The 20696-nt window shown below is 38.4% G+C and carries 24 protein-coding genes; 23 read left to right on the top strand and 1 reads right to left on the bottom strand.

Annotation, left to right across the window (positions count from 1 at the left end; genetic code table 11):
• Position 1 precedes the first annotated feature (1 nt).
• The 23 genes from KH893_RS03120 to KH893_RS03010 all read left to right on the top strand — a co-directional run bounded on the left by KH893_RS03120 (position 2) and on the right by KH893_RS03010 (position 19377).
• Positions 2–1033 carry an L-threonylcarbamoyladenylate synthase gene (locus KH893_RS03120; protein ID WP_281164716.1) on the top strand — a complete coding sequence of 344 codons (1032 nt, stop codon included), beginning with the start codon at positions 2–4 and terminating at the stop codon, positions 1031–1033.
• Between the two features lie 49 nt (positions 1034–1082).
• Positions 1083–1712: a uracil phosphoribosyltransferase gene (gene upp / locus KH893_RS03115; RefSeq protein WP_281164715.1), complete on the top strand. Its 630-nt coding sequence runs from the start codon at positions 1083–1085 to the stop codon at positions 1710–1712.
• Between the two features lie 320 nt (positions 1713–2032).
• Positions 2033–2746: a F0F1 ATP synthase subunit A gene (atpB, locus tag KH893_RS03110; RefSeq protein ID WP_281164714.1), complete on the top strand. Its 714-nt coding sequence runs from the start codon at positions 2033–2035 to the stop codon at positions 2744–2746.
• Between the two features lie 17 nt (positions 2747–2763).
• Entirely contained in the window at positions 2764–2985 is a 222-nt protein-coding gene (gene atpE, locus KH893_RS03105; protein ID WP_281164713.1) for a F0F1 ATP synthase subunit C, read from the top strand.
• Positions 2986–3031: 46 nt separating this feature from the next.
• Positions 3032–3553, top strand: a complete 522-nt coding sequence (atpF, locus tag KH893_RS03100; protein WP_281164712.1) for a F0F1 ATP synthase subunit B — start codon at positions 3032–3034, stop codon at positions 3551–3553.
• On the top strand, positions 3540–4082 hold the full coding sequence (gene atpH / locus KH893_RS03095; protein ID WP_281164711.1) for an ATP synthase F1 subunit delta: 543 nt from the start codon (positions 3540–3542) through the stop codon (positions 4080–4082). Before atpF ends, atpH begins: the two co-directional genes overlap by 14 nt.
• Before the next feature lie 23 nt (positions 4083–4105).
• Positions 4106–5617: a F0F1 ATP synthase subunit alpha gene (atpA, locus tag KH893_RS03090; RefSeq protein ID WP_281164710.1), complete on the top strand. Its 1512-nt coding sequence runs from the start codon at positions 4106–4108 to the stop codon at positions 5615–5617.
• A 19-nt stretch (positions 5618–5636) separates the two neighbouring features.
• On the top strand, positions 5637–6587 hold the full coding sequence (locus KH893_RS03085; RefSeq protein ID WP_281164709.1) for a F0F1 ATP synthase subunit gamma: 951 nt from the start codon (positions 5637–5639) through the stop codon (positions 6585–6587).
• A gap of 22 nt (positions 6588–6609) precedes the next feature.
• The gene (gene atpD / locus KH893_RS03080; RefSeq protein ID WP_281164708.1) at positions 6610–8022 is read left to right on the top strand and encodes a F0F1 ATP synthase subunit beta; all 1413 of its coding nucleotides are present in this window, start codon (positions 6610–6612) and stop codon (positions 8020–8022) included.
• A 13-nt stretch (positions 8023–8035) separates the two neighbouring features.
• Complete coding sequence (locus tag KH893_RS03075) at positions 8036–8461, top strand: F0F1 ATP synthase subunit epsilon (RefSeq protein ID WP_281164707.1); 426 nt, start codon at positions 8036–8038, stop codon at positions 8459–8461.
• 130 nt (positions 8462–8591) lie between these two features.
• The gene (locus tag KH893_RS03070; RefSeq protein WP_281164706.1) at positions 8592–8822 is read left to right on the top strand and encodes a DUF1146 family protein; all 231 of its coding nucleotides are present in this window, start codon (positions 8592–8594) and stop codon (positions 8820–8822) included.
• Positions 8823–8844: 22 nt separating this feature from the next.
• The gene (gene murA / locus KH893_RS03065) at positions 8845–10149 is read left to right on the top strand and encodes a UDP-N-acetylglucosamine 1-carboxyvinyltransferase (RefSeq protein ID WP_281164705.1); all 1305 of its coding nucleotides are present in this window, start codon (positions 8845–8847) and stop codon (positions 10147–10149) included.
• Positions 10150–10323: 174 nt separating this feature from the next.
• Positions 10324–11310 (top strand): rod shape-determining protein, encoded by a 987-nt coding sequence (gene mreB / locus KH893_RS03060; RefSeq protein ID WP_281164704.1) that lies wholly within the window; start codon positions 10324–10326, stop codon positions 11308–11310.
• Between the two features lie 27 nt (positions 11311–11337).
• Positions 11338–11640 carry a membrane protein insertion efficiency factor YidD gene (gene yidD, locus KH893_RS03055; RefSeq protein WP_281164703.1) on the top strand — a complete coding sequence of 101 codons (303 nt, stop codon included), beginning with the start codon at positions 11338–11340 and terminating at the stop codon, positions 11638–11640.
• Entirely contained in the window at positions 11615–11845 is a 231-nt protein-coding gene (locus KH893_RS03050; RefSeq protein ID WP_281164702.1) for a DUF2969 domain-containing protein, read from the top strand. The genes yidD and KH893_RS03050 overlap by 26 nt, the downstream gene beginning before the upstream one ends.
• A gap of 41 nt (positions 11846–11886) precedes the next feature.
• Positions 11887–13086 carry an FtsW/RodA/SpoVE family cell cycle protein gene (locus KH893_RS03045; protein ID WP_281164701.1) on the top strand — a complete coding sequence of 400 codons (1200 nt, stop codon included), beginning with the start codon at positions 11887–11889 and terminating at the stop codon, positions 13084–13086.
• A 98-nt stretch (positions 13087–13184) separates the two neighbouring features.
• The gene (locus tag KH893_RS03040) at positions 13185–13541 is read left to right on the top strand and encodes an arsenate reductase family protein (protein ID WP_281164700.1); all 357 of its coding nucleotides are present in this window, start codon (positions 13185–13187) and stop codon (positions 13539–13541) included.
• Positions 13542–13702: 161 nt separating this feature from the next.
• Positions 13703–14482 (top strand): Fe-S cluster assembly ATPase SufC, encoded by a 780-nt coding sequence (gene sufC, locus KH893_RS03035; protein ID WP_281164699.1) that lies wholly within the window; start codon positions 13703–13705, stop codon positions 14480–14482.
• Between the two features lie 15 nt (positions 14483–14497).
• Complete coding sequence (gene sufD / locus KH893_RS03030; protein ID WP_281164698.1) at positions 14498–15787, top strand: Fe-S cluster assembly protein SufD; 1290 nt, start codon at positions 14498–14500, stop codon at positions 15785–15787.
• The gene (locus KH893_RS03025) at positions 15768–17006 is read left to right on the top strand and encodes a cysteine desulfurase (RefSeq protein WP_281164697.1); all 1239 of its coding nucleotides are present in this window, start codon (positions 15768–15770) and stop codon (positions 17004–17006) included. Before sufD ends, KH893_RS03025 begins: the two co-directional genes overlap by 20 nt.
• On the top strand, positions 16993–17466 hold the full coding sequence (gene sufU / locus KH893_RS03020) for a Fe-S cluster assembly sulfur transfer protein SufU (RefSeq protein WP_281164696.1): 474 nt from the start codon (positions 16993–16995) through the stop codon (positions 17464–17466). Before KH893_RS03025 ends, sufU begins: the two co-directional genes overlap by 14 nt.
• A gap of 24 nt (positions 17467–17490) precedes the next feature.
• On the top strand, positions 17491–18903 hold the full coding sequence (sufB, locus tag KH893_RS03015) for a Fe-S cluster assembly protein SufB (RefSeq protein WP_281164695.1): 1413 nt from the start codon (positions 17491–17493) through the stop codon (positions 18901–18903).
• A gap of 270 nt (positions 18904–19173) precedes the next feature.
• Complete coding sequence (locus KH893_RS03010; protein ID WP_281164733.1) at positions 19174–19377, top strand: hypothetical protein; 204 nt, start codon at positions 19174–19176, stop codon at positions 19375–19377.
• Positions 19378–19724: 347 nt separating this feature from the next.
• Here KH893_RS03010 and KH893_RS03005 read toward each other — a convergent pair whose 3' ends face one another.
• The gene (locus tag KH893_RS03005; RefSeq protein WP_281164694.1) at positions 19725–20498 is read right to left on the bottom strand and encodes an alpha/beta fold hydrolase; all 774 of its coding nucleotides are present in this window, start codon (positions 20496–20498) and stop codon (positions 19725–19727) included.
• Positions 20499–20696: the final 198 nt, after the last annotated feature.

The raw sequence follows: 20696 nt of genomic DNA, 5'->3' as shown, positions 1-20696 counted from the left end.
ATTGGTAATAACAAAAATTTATCGGCCTGATCAAGTAGACCAAGCTGCTGATGAATTAAAAAAGGGTGAATTGATTGCTTTTCCAACTGAAACAGTTTATGGCTTAGGGGCAGATGCAACTAATGAGCAGGCAGTTAAACGAGTTTATTTAGCTAAAGGCCGTCCATCAGATAATCCTTTGATCGTGACAGTTTCATCTGTAAAAATGGTTGAAAAGTATGCAACTGAAATAAGTCCAGTAGCTCACAAATTAATTGAACATTATTGGCCAGGTCCTTTGACTTTGATTTTCAAAATTAAATTAGGGTCTTTACCAAATGCAGTAACCGGTGGCTTAAAAACAGCTGCTTTCAGAATGCCAGCAAATACGGTTACTCGTAAGTTAATTGAATTAGCCGGCGTACCAATCGTTGGCCCTTCCGCTAATTCATCTGGCAAACCGAGTCCAACGACTGCAGCTCACGTTTTTCATGACTTAGAAGGTCGGATTGCTGGAATCATTAATGATGGATCAACGCAAGTCGGAGTCGAATCAACGATTATTGATCTTTCAACGAAGATACCGACTGTTTTGCGGCCAGGGGCAATAACCGTAGAAGAACTAGAAAGCTTTTTACAACGGCCGGTAATCTCTGATCGTCATCAGGTTGGTGCCCAAGAGATTCCTAAAGCACCCGGAATGAAATATAAACATTATGCACCAGATGCCCAAGTTTTAATGGTCAAGGAAGCATTGTGGCCAGCGGCTTTGCAGTGGGCAGCCAAACAACCAGAAAAGATCGGAGTGATGGCGTCAACTGCAGTGATCAAACAAGGTTTGCCAACTAATTGTTTGCCCTATGATCTCGGTGAAACTGTTCAAACAGCAAGTCATCGTCTCTTTGCTGGCTTGAGAAATTTTGATGATCAACAAAAGGTCAACTGGATCTTAACGGCTGCCTACCCAGAAACTGGTTTAGGAACTGCTTATATGAACCGTTTGCGCAAGTCTTCAGGGAACGCTTTTTTTACTAGAAACAATCCTGGAAATTAGAGTGTTAGTCAGTTAAAATAGAAAAAGAAATCAAAGGAGTTGCTTAAAATTGGGAAAATTTAAAGTTTTGGACCATCCGCTGATTCAGCATAAATTATCAATCATTCGTAATAAAGATTGCGGAACTCGTGAATTTAGAGAAGTCGTAAATGAAATTGCTGAATTAATGGCTTATGAGGTTTCGCGTGACATGCCATTGGAGGACTGTGTGATTGAAACACCGATTGCTAAAGCTAAGATGAAGCGTTTAGCTGGTAAGAAAGTTGTAGTTGTACCGATTTTACGAGCTGGGCTAGGCATGGTCGACGGAATTTTGGAATTGATCCCGGCAGCTAAAGTTGGTCACGTTGGAATGTATCGTGATGAAAAAACTTTAAAGCCAGTTGAATACTTTGTTAAAATGCCCGATGATTTGGCAAGCCGCGAAATCTTGATCGTTGATCCAATGTTGGCGACTGGCGGCTCTTCAATTATGGCTGTTGATGCCTTAAAAAAACGAGGAGCAGTTAATATTAAATTTGTTTGTCTAGTGGCAGCTCCTGAAGGTGTTAAAGCATTGCGGCAAGCTCATCCTGATGTTGATATTTATGCGGCTGCTTTAGATGATCATTTGAATGAGAATGGTTATATTGTTCCTGGCTTGGGGGATGCTGGTGATCGTTTATTCGGCACAAAATAATTAATAAAGTTTCGGAGGATTCAAATCATTTTTGGTTTGAATCTTTTTTACTTTTTTTTGATAACTTTTTTCATGATCCTTGCTAAAAAGTACACAATTTTATTGAAAATTTAAGAAAACCCCATTTTTTTATGAATCATTTTCTGAAAAATTTGCCTTTAAACTGCGACGGTAAGCGTTTTCTTAATTTCAAAAATGTTTTGTGTTTTTTGTAAATTAGTGGTATTATTCTCATTGTATTCAGAGAGTAATTTTTTGGAACCTTTTTTGTATTTTCTTTATGTTGTTTGATTGTTCAGTGTGAAAAGAGGTGAGACTTGGTGGGTGAAGGAGCTAATGTTCAGACTTTTTTTGGCATTCCTTTCGATATCGGTAACGATGTGCCAGGATTAATAGCAGCAGTTATTGTCTTTGCTTTAATGTTTTTCCTCTCAAGAAATTTGGAATTAAAGCCGAATAAAAAGCAAAATGTTATTGAATGGATCGTTGATTTTACTAATGGTATTATCAAAGGTGTCATGCCTGAACGCGAGGGTCAAAAGTTTGGATTGTTGATATTTACGTTGTTTTCATTTATTTTCATTTCAAATCAGTTAGGTTTGATGTTGCAAATTTCTGCAAACAACGTAACCTATGTCAAAAGTCCAACAGCTGATGTAATGACAACTATGACCCTTGCATTCATGGTTTTGGTATTAGCCCATTTTCTTGGAGTTAAAAAATTGGGGTTCAAGAATTATTTTAAAAATGCTTATTTGAGCCCAGTTCCATTTTTACTACCGATTAGTATTTTAGAAGAGTTCACCAACTTTTTAACGCTGGCTCTTCGTTTGTATGGAAACATTTATTCAGGTGAAGTATTACTGAAATTGATTTATCAATTTAGTAATGCTTATGGGATTGCCTCGTTTATTCCGGCAATACCGCTTGAATTGATTTGGCAAGGCTTCTCAGTCTTTATTGGAAGCATCCAAGCCTACGTATTTGTCACATTAACAATGGTTTATATTTCTAAAAAAGTCGAAAAAGAGTAAACAAGGAGGATTTTAATATGGGTTCATTAACTATGATTGGTGCAGGTCTTGCTGCTGCTGGTGCTGCGATTGGTGGTGCGATTGGTGATGGCTTGGTCATTGCTAAGTTGCTTGAAGGAATGGCACGTCAACCTGAATTGGAAGGCAAATTGAGAACTAATATGTTTATCGGTGTCGGCTTAGTTGAAGCTGTTCCGATTATTGCCATTGTTATCTCATTCCTGTTACTTGCCAAGTAATGTTTTTTGCAAATTATTATGGCTTGAAAATAGGAGGTGTCAATAAATGAGTTCAGAATTTTTGTTAGGTGCTAGCGGAATACTTTGGGGAGATACACTATTTTATTTAGTTCTTTTTATCGTTTTGATGGCTTTGATTAAGCATTTTGCTTGGGGACCTGTGACTTCCATGATGGAAAAACGGGCCGATAAAATTGCTTCTGATATTGACAATGCAGAACAATCTCGCCAAAAAGCTGAGAAGTTGGAAAACCAGCGCCAAGCAGCCTTGAAAGACTCTCATGTTGAAGCTTCTCAAATTATCGAACGTGCTAAATCCAATGGTGAACAGCAAAAAGAAACAATCGTTGATAATGCAAATCAGGAAGTAGCAACGCTTAAAGAAAATGCTAAACAAGATATTGCTCGTGAACGTCAGAATGCGTTAAATAGCGTTAAAGATGATGTTGCCGAATTATCACTAGCAATTGCTTCAAAAGTCATCGTTAAGAATCTCAAACTTGAAGATCAAAAAGAATTGATTGATTCTTACATTGAAGGGTTGGGGAAGCAAAATGAAGCTAAGTAAAATGACTATTGCTCAACGCTATGGCAAAGCTTTATTTGAGTTGGCTGAAGAAAATAGTCAGCGTCAGCCGATGTTGATTGAACTTTTGGAGCTGAAGAAAACTTTGCAACAACAACCGGAACTGCTTAAAGTTTTGGACAGTAAACGAGTTAGTTATCAGGAAAAGCGGACAATTTTACAAATTTTAGTTACGGCTGCTTCTCCTTTAGTAGCCAATTTATTGCAGATGTTGTTTGATTATGATCGAATTGATGATCTGGCAGCAATTATTGATGAATATGTTCGCTTAAATGATCAACTTGAAAAAACTGTTCATGCCCAAGTTGTAACGGCAATTGCACTTGATGAAGTTCAAAAAACAAGCTTAATGGCTTCATTTGCTAAAGTAGTTGGTGCAAATAAGGTAATTCTTGAAGAAAAAGTTGATCCAGAAATTATTGGTGGTGTTGTATTAAAATCTAATAATCATATTTATAATGGGTCATTACGCTTAAAACTTGAGCGGATCAAGAGACTGCTATTAAAATAATTTGATGAAGAGGTGAAACTTCTATGAGCATTAAGGCTGAGGAAATCAGTGCTCTGATAAAGAAGCAGCTTGCAAATTATCAGGACAAGCTCGAAGTTGATGAAGTTGGCATCGTTACTTATGTTGGTGATGGTGTTGCTCGTGCTAGTGGACTTGAGAATGCCCTGGCTGGCGAACTGTTGGAATTTGAAAATGGAACCTATGGAATGGCCCAAAACTTGGAATCAAATGATGTTGGGATTGTTGTTCTGGGAGATTTTAAGGGCATTCGTGAAGGCGATAGTGTTAAACGAACTGGCCGGATTATGGAAGTTCCTGTTGGTGAAGCATTAATTGGAAGAGTTGTTAATCCTTTGGGTCAGCCAATTGATGGTTTGGGAGAAATTAAGACTACTAAGACCCGTCCAGTAGAAAAGAAAGCACCTGGTGTTATGCAGCGCCAGTCAGTTAAAGAACCATTACAAACTGGTATTAAGGCGATTGATGCATTGGTTCCGATCGGTCGTGGCCAGCGTGAGCTGATCATTGGTGATCGTAAAACTGGTAAAACTTCCTTAGCAATTGATACAATTATCAATCAAAAAAATCAAAATATGATTTGTATCTATGTTGCAATTGGCCAAAAGGAATCGACTGTCCGTAGTCAGGTTGAAACTTTGCGCAAATATGGTGCAATGGATTATACGATTGTTGTTTCAGCTGGACCATCATCTCCAGCTCCATTGCTTTGGTTAGCTCCATATGCTGGTGCCGCAATGGGCGAGGAATTTATGTATAACGGCAAACATGTTTTAATTGTTTATGATGATTTAACCAAACAGGCTGATGCTTACCGTGAAATATCTTTGATTCTTCGTCGTCCACCTGGTCGTGAAGCTTATCCCGGCGATGTTTTCTATCTGCATTCACGGTTGCTTGAAAGAGCAGCTAAATTGAGTGATGAATTAGGTGGTGGATCGATGACAGCTTTGCCATTTATTGAAACCAAAGCTGGCGATGTCTCTGCTTATATTCCAACTAATGTTATCTCAATTACTGATGGTCAGATTTTTTTGGATAGTGATAATTTCTATTCTGGAATTCGGCCTGCCATTGATGCAGGAACCTCAGTTTCACGTGTTGGGGGTGCTGCACAGATCAAAGCAATGAAGAAAGTTGCCGGGACCTTGCGTGTTGATTTAGCATCTTATCGTGAATTGGAATCATTTGCTCAATTTGGATCTGATTTGGATGCAGCAACTCAGGCTAAATTAAATCGTGGACGTCGGACAGTCGAAGTTTTAAAACAGCCATTGCATGAACCATTAGCTGTTGAAAAACAGGTCTTGATTTTGTATGCTTTGACTCATGGCTTTATTGATAATATTCCAGTTGATGACGTCGTTCGTTATCAAAATGAAATGTTTGACTTCTTTGATAATAATCATCGTGACCTTTTAGATACAATTAAGGAAACTGGTAAGTTAGGGGATACAGACCAACTTGACAGCGCCCTAAAAGATTTTGCGGCTGCATTTCAAATAACTGCAAAATAAGAAAGGGTGGTGAAAAATAATGGGAGCTTCATTACAAGAAGTTAAACGTCGGATCACTTCTACTAAAAAAACGCAACAGATAACTGGAGCAATGCAGATGGTTTCAACGGCCAAACTGAGTCAGATTCAGCATCAAGCTACTAGTTACCAAGTGTATTCAAGTAAAATTCGGAGCGTGATCACCCACTTGGCTCAATCCCATTTATTGGATGGAAATCCAGCTGCAACCACAAAAGCTACAAATGATGGTGCACACAAACATGAAATATCTGGTTTAGATATGTTGGTCAAACGTCCGTTAAAACATTTTGGTGTTTTAGTTATTACCTCTGATCGTGGTTTAGTAGGAAGTTACAATAGCAATGTTATTAAACAAACGCTTGATCTGATTGCTAGTGGACATCACACGCCTAAAGATACGGTTATTATTGCAGTTGGTGGTACTGGGGCAGACTTCTTTAAAAAAAGAGGTTTCAATGTAGTTTTTGAATATCGCGGTGTTGCAGATATTCCCCAATTCAGAGGAAGCCGGGCATTAGTTCGGAAAATTGTTTCAATGTATAGTGATGAAGTTTATGATGAGTTATATGTTTGTTATAATCACTTTGTCAATATGTTGACTTCTGAATTTCGTTCAGAACCATTGCTACCAATCTCTTCAGCAAATTTAGGGCATGATGATTTGGCTTCTGAAGATTCAACCGGCTTTCAAGCTGAATATGATATGGAGCCTTCCAGTGATGCTATTCTTGAAGTTGTGTTACCTCAGTATGCTGAAAGTTTGATTTATGGTGCAATTTTAGATGCAAAGACTTCAGAGCACGCTTCAAGTTCTACTGCAATGAAGTCAGCAACTGATAATGCAAAAGATTTGATTTCTTCTTTGCAGTTACAGTTTAATCGTGCTCGTCAGAGTGCAATAACAACAGAAATCACAGAAATCACGGGTGCTCAGGCAGCCCTTGAATGATAGATGATGGGAGGAATTATGAATGAGTTCAGGTAAGGTTGTCCAAGTTATCGGACCTGTTGTGGATGTCCAATTTCCTCTTGATGAATCTTTACCAGATATCAACAACGCCTTGACAGTTAAACGCTCAGATGGTTCAGAGTTGGTCATCGAGGTTGCGCTGGAACTAGGCGATGGTGTCATGCGGACTGTTGCGATGGATTCAACTGATGGTGTCCAACGTGGCGCTGACGTTGTAAATACAGGTTCATCAATTACAGTTCCTGTTGGCAAAGTAACATTAGGGAGAGTATTCAATGTTCTCGGCCAGCCGATTGATGGCGGCCCAGAATTTGGCAATGATGTCAGAAGAGACCCAATTCATCGTGAGGTACCACCTTATGATCAACTGAGTACGAATGTTGAAATTTTGGAAACAGGGATCAAAGTTATTGATTTATTAGCACCTTACATTAAAGGTGGCAAGATTGGTTTATTCGGCGGTGCTGGAGTTGGTAAAACTGTTTTGATTCAGGAGCTGATTCACAATATTGCTCAAGAACATAATGGTATTTCTGTTTTTACCGGTGTTGGCGAACGGACTCGTGAAGGCAATGATCTTTATTTTGAAATGAAAGAATCAGGTGTTTTGGAGAAAACGGCCATGGTGTTTGGTCAGATGAACGAGCCACCTGGTGCTAGAATGCGGGTTGCATTGACTGGCTTGACGATTGCTGAATATTTCCGTGATGTTGAAGGCCAAGATGTGTTGCTCTTTATTGATAATATTTTCCGCTTTACGCAGGCTGGTTCTGAAGTTTCCGCTTTGCTTGGTCGTATCCCATCAGCCGTTGGTTATCAGCCAACATTGGCGACTGAAATGGGTCAATTGCAGGAACGAATTACATCAACTCAGAAGGGTTCTGTAACTTCGATTCAAGCTGTTTATGTACCGGCTGATGATTATACTGATCCTGCTCCAGCAACTACATTTGCTCATTTGGATGCAACAACGAACCTTGAAAGAAGTTTGACCCAGCAAGGTATTTATCCAGCCGTGGATCCACTGGCTTCGACTTCAAGTGCTTTGGCTCCAGAAATCGTTGGCAAAGAACACTATGAAGTTGCAACTGAAGTTCAGCACGTTTTGCAACGTTATCGCGAGTTGCAGGATATCATTTCAATTTTGGGAATGGATGAATTATCAGATGAAGAAAAGGTGACTGTTGCTCGTGCCAGAAGGATTCAATTCTTCTTATCACAAAACTTCCATGTTGCTGAGCAATTTACTGGTCAGCCTGGTTCATATGTGCCAGTTAAAGAAACTGTCAAAGGTTTCAAGGAGATCCTTGAAGGAAAATATGATGATCTTCCAGAAGATGCCTTCCGTTCAGTTGGCCGAATTGAAGAAGTTGTCGACAAGGCTAAAAAGATGAAAGCAAGTATGGCCAAATAAGGGGGCATAGCAAATGACAGATCAAAAAATGTTGACCGTCAATGTTGTTACTCCAGACGGCAGTGTTTACGAAAAGCAGACCCCTTTTGTTATTTTTAAAACGACACTCGGCGAGCTTGGAGTCTTGCCAGACCATATTCCTTTTTTAGCATCCTTGGCAATTGATGAAGTTCGTGTTAAACAGGGTGATGCTGAAGATAAGTTTGAAGAAATTGCTGTTGGTGGTGGATTCGTTGAATTCTCTAATAATTTGGCAACCGTTGTAGCTAATAGTGCAGAGCGAAAAGAAAATATTGATACTGCACGAGCTGCACGAGCTAGGAAACGAGCTGAAGAAAGGTTAGAGAAGGCCAAACAAGCCCATGATACTGATCAAGTGAAACGGGCTGAGGTTTCGTTGCGCAGGGCAATTAATCGTTTGAATATTGCAGGTCATTAATAAATATATTCCTGAGAAAAACGCTGATTTAAAAAATCAGCGTTTTTTTAAAGATTACATTTTTGTTACGTAAAACAAGACGATTTTGCATTTTTATGCTATGATAAAAACAAACTCAGGAGGATACTAGATGAAGATTTATGGAATAAATGCGTTATTAAATCTAATCAGTAATTTTCTTTTTATTTTTATTGCTTTTGCTGCTTTGCAATCATTACGCTTGGATCGTTATATAGCTCCTTCAAAGCAGAAAAATTTTAAATGGTTGCTGGTTTTGATTGCAGTTGCGATAGGTTATCAATGTAGTTCATTTTTCCTGGACTTTATTAATAACGTCAAAAATTTATCATATTTAATCTAAGTTTGTGATGGAGGAAAATCGTTTGGAAAAAATAATTGTTCAAGGCGGAAATCGACTAGTTGGAGAAGTTGAAATTGAGGGTGCTAAAAATGCTGTTTTACCAATTTTGGCAGCTAGCATTTTGGCAAGTGACGGGGATTTGGAATTGGAAAATGTTCCAGTTCTTTCAGATGTTCATATGATGAATAATTTATTAGAGTTTTTAAATGTGAAAGTTGCTTTTGATGAGAATAAAAAAATTGAGATATTAAATGCCACTGAACAGTTATCTTCTGAAGCGCCCTTTCAGTACGTTTCTAAAATGCGTGCTTCAATTGTCGTTTTTGGACCATTGTTAGCTCGTTTAGGTCGGGCACGAGTAGCGATGCCAGGTGGTTGTGCAATTGGTTCACGACCAATTGATCTGCATTTAAAAGGTTTGGCAGCAATGGGTGCGACCATTGATCAGCATGATGGTTTTATTGACGCTAGAACTGATGGCTTAAAGGGAGCAAATATTTATTTAGATTTTCCAAGTGTTGGTGCCACACAGAATATTATGATGGCCGCAACTCTAGCACAGGGGACGACAATTATCGAAAATGTGGCACGTGAGCCCGAAATTGTTGACTTAGCAAATGTTTTGAATCAAATGGGAGCTAAAGTCAATGGTGCAGGCACAGAAAGAATTAAAGTTATTGGTGTTAGCAAACTTCATGGCGTCAAACATACTGTGATTCAAGATCGAATTGAAGCAGGAACATTTATGGTTGCAGCAGCGGCAACTAACGGAAATGTTTTGATTAAAAATGCAATTGCTGAGCATAATCGACCATTAATTTCTAAGTTGGAGGAAATGGGAGTCACAGTTCAAGAAGAAGCAGCAGGAATTCGGGTCATTGGTACAAAACATTTAAAATCGACAAATGTTAAAACTTTGCCCCATCCGGGTTTTCCTACCGATATGCAACCGCAAATTGCGGTTTTGCAGCTATTAGCAAAGGGTGAGAGTACTTTAACCGAAACAGTGTTTGAAAATCGTTTCCTTTATTTAGAAGAGCTAAGACGAATGAATGCTCGTTTTAGAATTGAAGGGAATTCTGCATTTTTGATTGGTCCAACCCATTTTCAAGGAACTCAGGTAAATGCGACTGATTTACGAGCAGCGGCAGCTTTGGTTTTAGCTGGTTTAGTGGCTGATGGTTATACCGAAATTGGTCAATTAAAATACCTTGATCGTGGCTATTACCATTTTCATCAGAAGTTGGCTGCTTTGGGTGCCAAAATTAAGCGTGTAGTTATTGAAGGCTCGAGTAGTTTAAAAGTTCAGTTACCGATAAAAGATTAGAATAGTATAACAAATAGTTTATTTTTATTTAAATCTAATTATTTTAAGCAGGACAACATTTTGAAATTAGTGCTTTTATGCTATAATGATATCTGATTTTGCAGATTAGACCAATTTTTGATCCTTTGCAATGACTGTACTGCTGGTACATATAAAAATTAAAGGAGAATCAGTATGGCTAAAGATATCGGAATCGATTTAGGCACAGCGAATGTTTTAATCAATGTCAAGGGTAAAGGTATAGTTTTAAATGAGCCATCCGTTGTTGCAATTGACACTGATAATGGGCGTGTCTTGGCAGTCGGTTCAGAAGCTTATAAAATGGTTGGTAGAACGCCAAGCAATATTCGAGCAATTCGTCCACTAAAAGACGGGGTAATTGCTGACTTCGATATGACAGAGCAGATGCTTTCATATTTTATTAAGAAATTAAATGTTAAGGGCTTTATGTCAAAACCAAATATTTTGATTTGCTGTCCAACTAATACGACTTCAATTGAACAAAAAGCAATTCGCCAAGCTGCTGAAAAATCTGGCGGTGGGAATGTTTACTTGGAAGAAGAGCCCAAGGTAGCGGCAATTGGTGCTGGTTTAAATATTTTTCAACCCAAAGGTAGCATGGTGATTGATGTTGGTGGAGGAACCAGTGATATTGCGGTTATTTCTCTTGGTGACATTGTTGTCAGCCGCTCGTTAAGAGTTGCAGGTGATCAATTAAATGCCGATATTACGTCGTATGTTCGTAAAGTCCACAGTTTACAAATTGGAGAACATACAGCTGAAAAGGCTAAAATTGAAATTGGAACAGTTTTACCGGATCATCGGCAAAAAGAAATGGAAATTCGTGGGCGTGATGTGATCAATGGTTTACCAAGAACAATTACTTTGTCTTCAAATCAAATTGAAAAGGCATTACATGATACCATGTTAGCGGTGATTGATGCTGCTAAAAATGTTCTTGAACAAACACCGCCTGAACTGGCAGCGGATATTATTGATACTGGCATCGTTTTAACTGGTGGTGGAGCATTGCTTGATGGTATCGATCAGTTATTTTCTAATCATCTGAGGGTACCGGTAATGGTTGCTGATACCCCATTAGATGATGTCGCAATGGGAACCGGTTATTTATTAGATCACATTGAAAAAAGTCAAAAGTAAAAATGGAAAAGTATTAGGAGGATTCACTTGAAACGAATTTTATTGTGGTTGATTCGTGGTTATCAAAGGGGAATCTCTCCTTTTTTTCCGCCTACTTGCCGTTACTACCCGACTTGTTCACATTATGCTGTTGAAGCAATTGCTCGCTTTGGTGCCTTAAAGGGAAGTTTAATGAGCTTGGCACGAATTTTGCGTTGTCATCCATTTGTTAGAGGCGGTTATGATCCTGTTCCAAAGAATTTTTCTTTGAAACGTAATCGGGCAGCTGAACAAAAAGAGTTTGGAGATTTATTGGAGGTTAGCAGTGTCAAAAAAAGAAAAAAATATTGAGGTTATTGAGGAAAAAAGAGAAGAAAACGGTCAAACAATTGTCGAATTAAAAATTGGCAAACAAAGCTTAGGAACAATTAAACCTAATTCGCGTATAAATAGTTTTCAAGCTTTGTTACCTAATGGTTCAGTATATCATACTAACTCGCAAGTTGAAGCTGTCAATTTGTTATTGCGAGATTATCATCTTCATCAAGCTAATTAACCTTAGTTTGCGTGATTTTTACGTAGAAAGGAGTAGATTGGTTGGAAGGAAGAAGAACACGCAATGAAGAAAATCAAGACGCCCGAATCGATTATGGAATTATTTTCTCGGTTCTGGTGCTAGCGGTAATCGGAATGCTGTCAATTTATGTTGCAGCTAGTCATGATAACAGTACTACTAGCATCAGCCATACGCTGTTAATGCAGTTTGCTTGGTATGTGATTGGAACGATTGCAGTGGTTGTTATTATCCAATTTGATGCTGAGCAGCTATGGAAATTAGCTCCAGTAGCTTATGGAATCGGAATTACATTGTTGCTACTGCTTTTAGTTTTTTACAGTCGGTCTTATTTTGCTCGTACAGGTGCTAAGAGCTGGTTTGCAATTGGTAGTTTAACATTTCAGCCTTCAGAGGTCATGAAGCCGGCTTATATTATGATACTGGCGCGAGTTATTTCGCAACATAATAATGAATATCCAGAGCATCAGATTAGATCAGACTGGTTATTAATTGGGAAGTTAGCCTTATGGTCATTACCGGTTGCGGCGTTGCTAAAGTTACAAAATGACTTTGGTACGATGCTGGTGTTTATTGCTATTTTAGGTGGTATGATTTTAGTTTCTGGGGTTTCTTGGAAAATTATTGCTCCGATTGCTTCAATTGCCATAATTTTTGGTAGTGCAGCAATCTTACTAGTCATCTATGGTCGAAGTATTTTAATGCAGATTGGTTTTAAAACCTATCAGTTTGACCGAATTGAGGCCTGGTTAGATCCATCAGCGAGTACTTCGTCAACTAGCTACCAGTTATGGCAAAGCATGAAAGCAATTGGGACAGGTGGACTTTTTGGTAAGGGGTTTAATGTCTCTAATGTCTATGTGCCAGTTCGTGAATCAGATATGATTTTTTCGGTTATCGGAGAGAATTTTGGCTTTATCGGTGGCTGTGTTTTGATTTTTATCTATTTGCTATTAATTTTTCAAATGGTTCAAGTAACCTTTGATACCAAAAATGAATTTTATGCCTATCTTTCAACGGGCGTTATCATGATGATTTTGTTCCATGTTTTTGAAAATATTGGGATGAGTATTGGGCTTTTGCCGTTGACGGGTATTCCGTTGCCCTTTGTCAGTCAAGGTGGTTCGGCTTTGATTGGCAATATGATTGGGATCGGCTTAATTATGTCGATGCGATATCATAATAAAAGCTATATGTTTAGCAATACTAAAGACTTTCATTAAAAAAGTGACTGCAGCCTTCAAAGCTGTAGCCTTTTTTTATCCAAAAATTGATTTTGGGTTTATAATTAATTTTAAAGTAAGTGGAAAGGATCAGTGCAATGAAAAAATTTTACTGTTATAATCGTTGCTCAACTTGCGCTAAAGCTCGCAAATGGTTAAACGAACATCAAGTCGAGTATGAAGAGATTGATATTGTCAAAACTCCTCCAAGTGCTGATTTTTTGTTCAAGTTGATTGAAAAAAAACAGCATCCAATCAAGTATTTTTTTAATACTAGTGGCCTTAAATATCGGCAGTTAAATTTAAAAGATAAGGTTAATCAGCTAACTACCAAAGAAGCTAGTCAATTATTAGCTAGTGATGGAAAATTGATCAAACGGCCTTTAATGGTTGAAAGTGGAATTTTTACTTGCGGTTTTAAACCTGATGTTTATCAAGAAAAATGGAATAATTAAATGAAATCTATTTTCTTTTTAATTATGTAATTTTTCTAAAAAAGCTTTGAAAAGTAATTGCCTCAAACAAAAGCAGCTCGATTGAGTTGCTTTTTTCTAATTGAAAATGATTCGCAATTAAGATAGAATGAGAATGTGATTTAACATTGGAGGAATTCAAAATGGCAACACTTGAAGTTAAAAACTTACATGTTTCAATTGAAGGAAAAGAAATTTTAAAGGGTGTTAATTTGTCAATGAGGACTGGTGAGATCCATGCTATCATGGGGCCAAACGGTACAGGCAAATCGACGCTTTCAGAAACGATTATGGGTAATCCGGCCTACAAGGTAATGGCAGGTCAGATTTTATTGGATGGCCAAGATTTGCTCTCAATGTCAGTTGATAAGCGGGCACGTGCTGGATTATTTCTCGCTATGCAATATCCAGCAGAAATTCCTGGAGTAACTAATGCTGAATTTATTCGGGGCGCAATCAATTCTCGGCGACCAAAAGATAAACCAGTGCCAATTCGCAAATTCTTAAAGGAACTGGATGAAGCAATGAGCACGCTTGATATGACCGAGGAAATGGCCGATCGTTATTTAAACGAGGGATTCTCCGGCGGTGAGAAAAAGCGAAATGAGATTCTGCAATTAATGATGATCAAACCTAAATTTGCAATTTTAGATGAGATCGACTCTGGTTTGGATATCGATGCTTTAAAAGTTGTTTCTCGCGGAGTCAATAAAATGCGTGGGCCAGAGTTTGGTTCATTGATCATCACCCACTATCAACGGTTATTGAATTATATTGTTCCTGATACGGTTCACGTTATGATGGATGGCCGGATCGTTAAACAAGGTGGTCCAGAGCTAGCTAAAAAACTTGAGGATGAAGGGTATGCCGGCTTGCGTGATGAATTAGGTTTAGATATTAAATTAGTTGATGAAGACGCTTAGGGGAGATGGAAGCAGATGACAGATTTACAAACTTATCCGGAAATTGCCAATTATGCTCAGCAAACATCGGAACCAGCGTGGTTTTCTGATTTAAGGATCAAAGCCTGGCAACAAGCAAAACATTTGCACTTACCTTCTTTTGGTAAGATTCGTTATCAACGCTGGCCAATTCAGCTGCAACAGCCGCTTGAATTTCACCAGTCAGATACTAAACTGCTCGAAAAATTAAAGATTGAAGCAGCCAAGCATTTAATCGTCCAGTTTGGGCAGACAACTGTTAAACAAACCGGGCTACGGTCTTTAGCGAATAAAGGAGTGATTGTTTGCGACTGGGCTACGGCTTTGCGCGAACACGAAGATTTGGTCAAAAAGTATTTTATGCAACAGGCAATTAAATACGATCAAGATTTGCTAACAGCACAGCATGTGGCCAAATTGACTAGCGGTTTGCTGATTTATGTGCCAAAGAATACCGTTTTAACTGAGCCAATTACTAGTTACTTTGTCCAGGATGCAACCGGCAAACAAGATTTTGTTCACCATGTAATTTTAATTGTTGGTGAAAATAGTGAAGTACCTTATATGGAAAATTTAACAACTGTTGGTGAACAGTCGACCACCGCAAGTGTGATTGTAGAAGTTATTGCTAAAGACAATAGCCATGTTAAATTTGCCAGTGTAGATCGTTTAGGTAAAAATACGACAACTTATTTAAATCGGCGAGCTCACCTTGGCAAAGATGCAAAAATCGATTGGTCGATGGGAATGATGAATGACGGGGATATTGTTGGTGACTTCGATTCTGATTTGGTAGGGGCTGGAGCTCATGCTGAAACCAAAGTTATTGCAATTTCAACTGGGCGCCAAGTCCAAGGAATCGATACGCGAGTTACCAATTATGGCCAACATACAATTGGTCACATCTTGCAGCATGGGGTGATCTTATCACGATCGACACTGATTTTTAATGGTATTGGGCATATTATCAAAGGTGCTAAGGGCGCTGATGCCCAGCAGGAAAGCCGTCTCTTGATGCTTTCACCTAAAGCAAAAGGAGATGCGAATCCAGTTTTGTTGATTGACGACAACGATGTAACAGCTGGTCATGCCGCTAGTGTTGGTCGTGTCAATGCCGAGCAAATGTATTATCTGATGAGTCGTGGATTGCATAAAAAGCTGGCTGAACGTTTAGTAATTAGAGGATTTTTAGGACCGGTTTTGGCAGCAATTCCGTCCGACTGGATTCGGGATCAATTAAAAGCAACAATTGAAGGGAAGCTTATAGATGGTCAAAAAGATGAGTGAGTATCGAGCGGATTTTCCAATTTTAAATCAGACAGTTAATGATGAACCATTGGTATATTTAGATAATGCTGCGACTGCCCAAAAACCTAAGGCGGTTGTTCAGGCGGTAACGGATTACTACTATCATGATAATGCTAATGTACATCGTGGAGTTCACACATTAGCCGAAAGAGCGACTAAAGAATTTGAAGCGGTTCGTGATAAAGTCGCTAAATTTATTAATGCACCAAGCCGCGAAGAGATTGTGTATACCAAAGGGACGACTGAAGGATTAAATTGGGTAGCGGCAAGTTATGGGGCAACTCATGTTAAGGCTGGCGATGAAATTGTTATTTCGTATCTGGAACACCACAGTAATTTAGTCCCTTGGCAGCAGTTAGCTAAAAAAAATGGTGCAGTTTTGAAATATATTAACCTATTGCCAGATGGTGAATTAGATTTGGCAAGTGCTGAACAGCAAATCACTGATAAAACGGCCATTGTTTCTTTAACGCAGGCTTCTAATGTTTTGGGTGTGGTGAATCCAATTAAAAAAATAGCTGCTCTTGCTCATCAACATGGTGCAATTATGGTTGTTGATGGAGCTCAGTCTACCCCACATTTTAAAGTTGATGTTCAAGCAATGGATGCTGATTTTTATGCTTTTTCCGGTCACAAGTTAATGGCACCGACAGGGATTGGCGTTTTATGGGGTAAGCGTGAATTATTAGCGGATATGCCGCCGTTGGAATTTGGTGGTGAAATGATCGATTGGGTCCAGTTGCAAAAAACGACCTTTAAAGCGGCACCATGGAAATTCGAAGGTGGAACGCAAAATATTGCTGGAGTAATCGGTTTGGGAGCAGCAATTGATTACTTAAGTGCTATCGGGATGGATCGAGTTCAGGCGCATGAGCAGCAATTAGTCAATTATTTACTGCCAGCTTTATTAGAAATACCAGGGGTCACGGTTTATGGACCACATGATCCAGCTAAACATAGCGGGGTAATTTCCTTTAATCTGGATGGTCTGCATCCCCATGATGTCGCAACAGCGTTAGATATGGAAGGAGTTGCAGTTCGTGCTGGTCATCACTGCGCTCAACCTTTAATGGAATGGTTAAAAGTTGCCGCGACTGCCCGCGCTAGTTTATACTTGTATAATAATTTAGCTGATGCTCAAAAATTAGTCGAAGCAATCAAAGCCACAAAGGAGTTCTTCAACCATGGCACTATCTAAACTTGAAAATTTATATCGGCAAATGATTTTGGATCATGCAATGCATCCGCACCATTATGGTTCTTTGAAAGCTGCCAGCCATAAATTAGAGCTACGTAATCCAACTTGTGGGGATGTTTTAAATGTTCAGGTAATTTTAAAAGACAATAAAGTTGATCAAGTTGCCTTTTCCGGCTCAGGTTGTACGATTAGTCAAGCCTCAGCCAGCATGATGACCGATGAAGTTCTGGGCAAGAGTCCACAGCAGATTGAAAAGATGGTGGCGGTATTTTCAAATATGGTGACAGGTAATCCACCGCAAGACTATGAAGAAGTTTTAGGTGATGCTGCAGTTTTAGAAGGAGTTGCCAAGTTTCCGGCTCGCATCAAATGTGCGACCTTGGCTTGGAAGGCGATTTATCAAGCTTTAGCCAATGGTCAGCAAGAGTCGACAATCGGTTTTATGCGGCATGATCAGTAAATATAAAGGGAGGAGAGTTATAAAATGGCAGAAACAGCAAAGGCAAATATGCTCGGCTTAGGTGGCGAGTATCAATATGGTTTTAAAGATGATATTCAGCCAATTTTGACGACCGGCGAAGGATTAACTGAAGCAACTGTTCGGCAAATTTCAGCTGCTAAGCATGAACCTGATTGGATGCTGGATTTTCGATTGAAAGCCTTTCATCGTTATCAAGCAATGGAAATGCCAGATTTTGGGCCAGATCTTTCGCCTTTAGATCTTGATCATATTAATTATTTTCGACGTGATAGCGATCACGTTGCTCGCAAATGGGAAGATGTTCCTGAAGATATTAAAAAAACGTTTGATCGGTTGGGTGTGCCGGAAGCTGAACGTAAATATTTAGCCGGATCTTCCGCTCAGTACGAATCAGAAGTTGTTTATCATAATATGCATGAGCAACTTGAAAAAGAAGGTATTGTTTTTATGGATACTGATTCAGCTGTTCAAAAGCATCCTGAATTAGTGCGTAAATATTTTGGCAAGCTGATTCCGCCGGCAGATAATAAATTTGCAGCCTTAAATTCAGCTGTTTGGTCAGGTGGAACTTTTATTTATGTTCCTAAAGGTGTTAAAGTAAAAACTCCAATTCAAAGTTATTTTCGAATTAATGCTGGCAATAGTGGCCAATTTGAACGCACGTTGATTATTGTTGATGAAGGCGCTAGCGTTAATTATGTTGAGGGCTGTACAGCACCAAATTATTCAGAGGATAGCTTGCATGCTGCAGTAGTAGAAGTTAATGTTCTTAAGGATGCCTATTGCCGCTATACAACGATTCAGAATTGGTCGAATAATGTCTACAGCTTGGAAACCAAACGTGCCCAGGCTTTAGAAAATTCGACGATGGAATGGGTCGATGGTAATTTGGGTTCTAAAGTCACCATGAAATATCCAAGTGTTTATATGAATGGCGAAGGTGCACATGGGACGATGCTGTCAATCGCTTTTGCTGGTAAAAATATTGATTCAGATACTGGGGCGCGAATGATTCACAATGCAAAAAACACTTCCAGTTCAATCATTTCCAAGTCGCTTTGCAAGGATGGCGGCAAGGCTGACTATCGTGGAAAAGTTCGTTTTGGTCCACACAGTGATGGCTCAAAATCGCACGTTGAATGTGATACGATCATTATGGATGAGCAAAGTTCAAGTGATACGATTCCGGTTAACCAAGTAAAAAATGGCAATGTTTCGATGGAGCATGAGGCTAAAGTTTCTAAGATTTCTGAAGAACAGTTATATTATCTAATGAGTCGCGGAATTCCTGAAGACAAAGCTACCGAAATGATTATTATGGGATTTGTGGAACCATTTACCAAAGAATTGCCAATGGAATATGCAGTTGAGCTAAACCGGTTGATTGAGTTTCAAATGGAAGGGTCTGTCGGTTAAAATGAAAATAGATCTGGTAAATGCTGAAATAAGGGCATTTGTCAGCCGTATTTATTTTACTAATTTTGACTTGACCCACAATTTGACCCATACTGGCTAGCTTTTCTAGGGACAAGAGGTGGCTGAAACAGAGTTATTAACCTAATTTAAATTGCTTTATATCTAAAATTTCCTTATAATTATTAATTGCATAAGGAGGATTTAATTTTGGAACAAGAAAGCAAATTTATAAGTATATTAAGCAAAGTTGCGACAGTTTTAGCAGTTTTAATGTATGTTTCGTATATTCCACAAATTTTCAACAATTTACAAGGTAATTATGGCAATCCAATTCAACCGCTAGTTGCTGCTATTAATTGTTCATTTTGGTGTGTTTATGCATATTTTAAATTACACCGGGATTGGCCAGTATTTTGGGCAAATCTTCCCGGGATAATATTTGGTGCAGTTACTTTTGCAACAGCTTTGCATTAGGTCACTTTTTTGATTGCTGATTAAGGTTGAAAATAAACCAGCTCAAAGTTATTTTTGCAAACAGCTAAGGGTAATATTTAACCTTTCTTTATGAGTTCTTCAAAAATTATTAATACTCCTGGTTTATGATTAAGCAAGATAAGATAGGAGGGCTCATAATGGAACTTTTTAAAGGGTTAAAATATTCGTTGTTGCCGAGTGCCGCATTATGGGTTATTTTGATTTTGATAGCAAAAATAGTATTTTCTCGAATTTGAAAATGAACGTAAATCATTCAGCTAACTAAGTTAATTACAAAAACCACTGAAGCTTGTTTAAAAGAAAACAAGCTTCAGTGGTTTTTTATGTTAGGCAGTTTTAAAAAAATTGATCATGATTTGATCATACTGAGCAGTATTTTCTAATCGGAGTAAATGTCCAGAGTTAAAAATCTTCATTTGGCTATTAGTTAATAAATGATTAATAACTTGGCTTTTTTGTGGCGGGTTTACTGGATCAAAGCGACCGCTGGTAATTAATACCGGACAAGTTATTTTATTTAGTTCCTGACTAAAATCAAAAGCACTGATTGATTTTAAAGCTCGATACTCAGCGGCTGGGGACAAGTTATTCTTTTGAAAACCAGATTTTTCAACTAAAGCCAGTTTTTTTTGATCATAAACTAGATGCTTACTCCACCATTTTCGACGAGCAGTCAAATCAGTTGGCAAAGTATCATTCTTAACAGTTTCGGCTAAAGCGGAAGCCGGATTGTGAGCCGCCGAAACATTCAAAATCAATTTCCGAATCTTTGTGGGAATTTTCACTGCAACACCTTGAGCGATATAGCTGCCTAGTGAACCACCATACAAATAAAAGTCGTTTAAATTGAGTTGCCGGATCAAAGCTAGGGCATCTTCGACATGATCTTTTAAATCAAATTGTTTTTTTGATAAGGTTGAATGACCATGACCACGCAAATCATAACGAATGACTTTAAAATGTTTGCTCAGCTCCGGTAAGTCACGATCGTAAGTTTCTTTACAGTCAGTAACGCCGTGAATCATTAATAAAGGACTTCCAGCCCCATGAATGTCATAACAGAGCTTGATCCCGTTGGTTGTCAGAAATTTTTCTGTCAAAGTATTACTTCTTTCTTATGTTTTTTATTACTATTCAAATCTATAATAAAAAAATCTTTGAAACAAGTAATCGAGAAAAAACTTATACTTTATTTACTTTCTGCTAATTTTAAAATAATTATTTTGAACAATAAAGCTGATAAATGGTTTTGACAGCAAATTGGTTGATTAGAATTTGGTACCATAAAAATAGCAGCC

Origin of the sequence: Liquorilactobacillus sicerae, assembly GCF_029916425.1 — a bacterium.
Lineage (GTDB): Bacteria > Bacillota > Bacilli > Lactobacillales > Lactobacillaceae > Liquorilactobacillus > Liquorilactobacillus sicerae.
The sequence above is the reverse complement of the archived record's forward strand: the minus strand, read 5'-3'. Positions and strand labels throughout refer to the sequence as shown.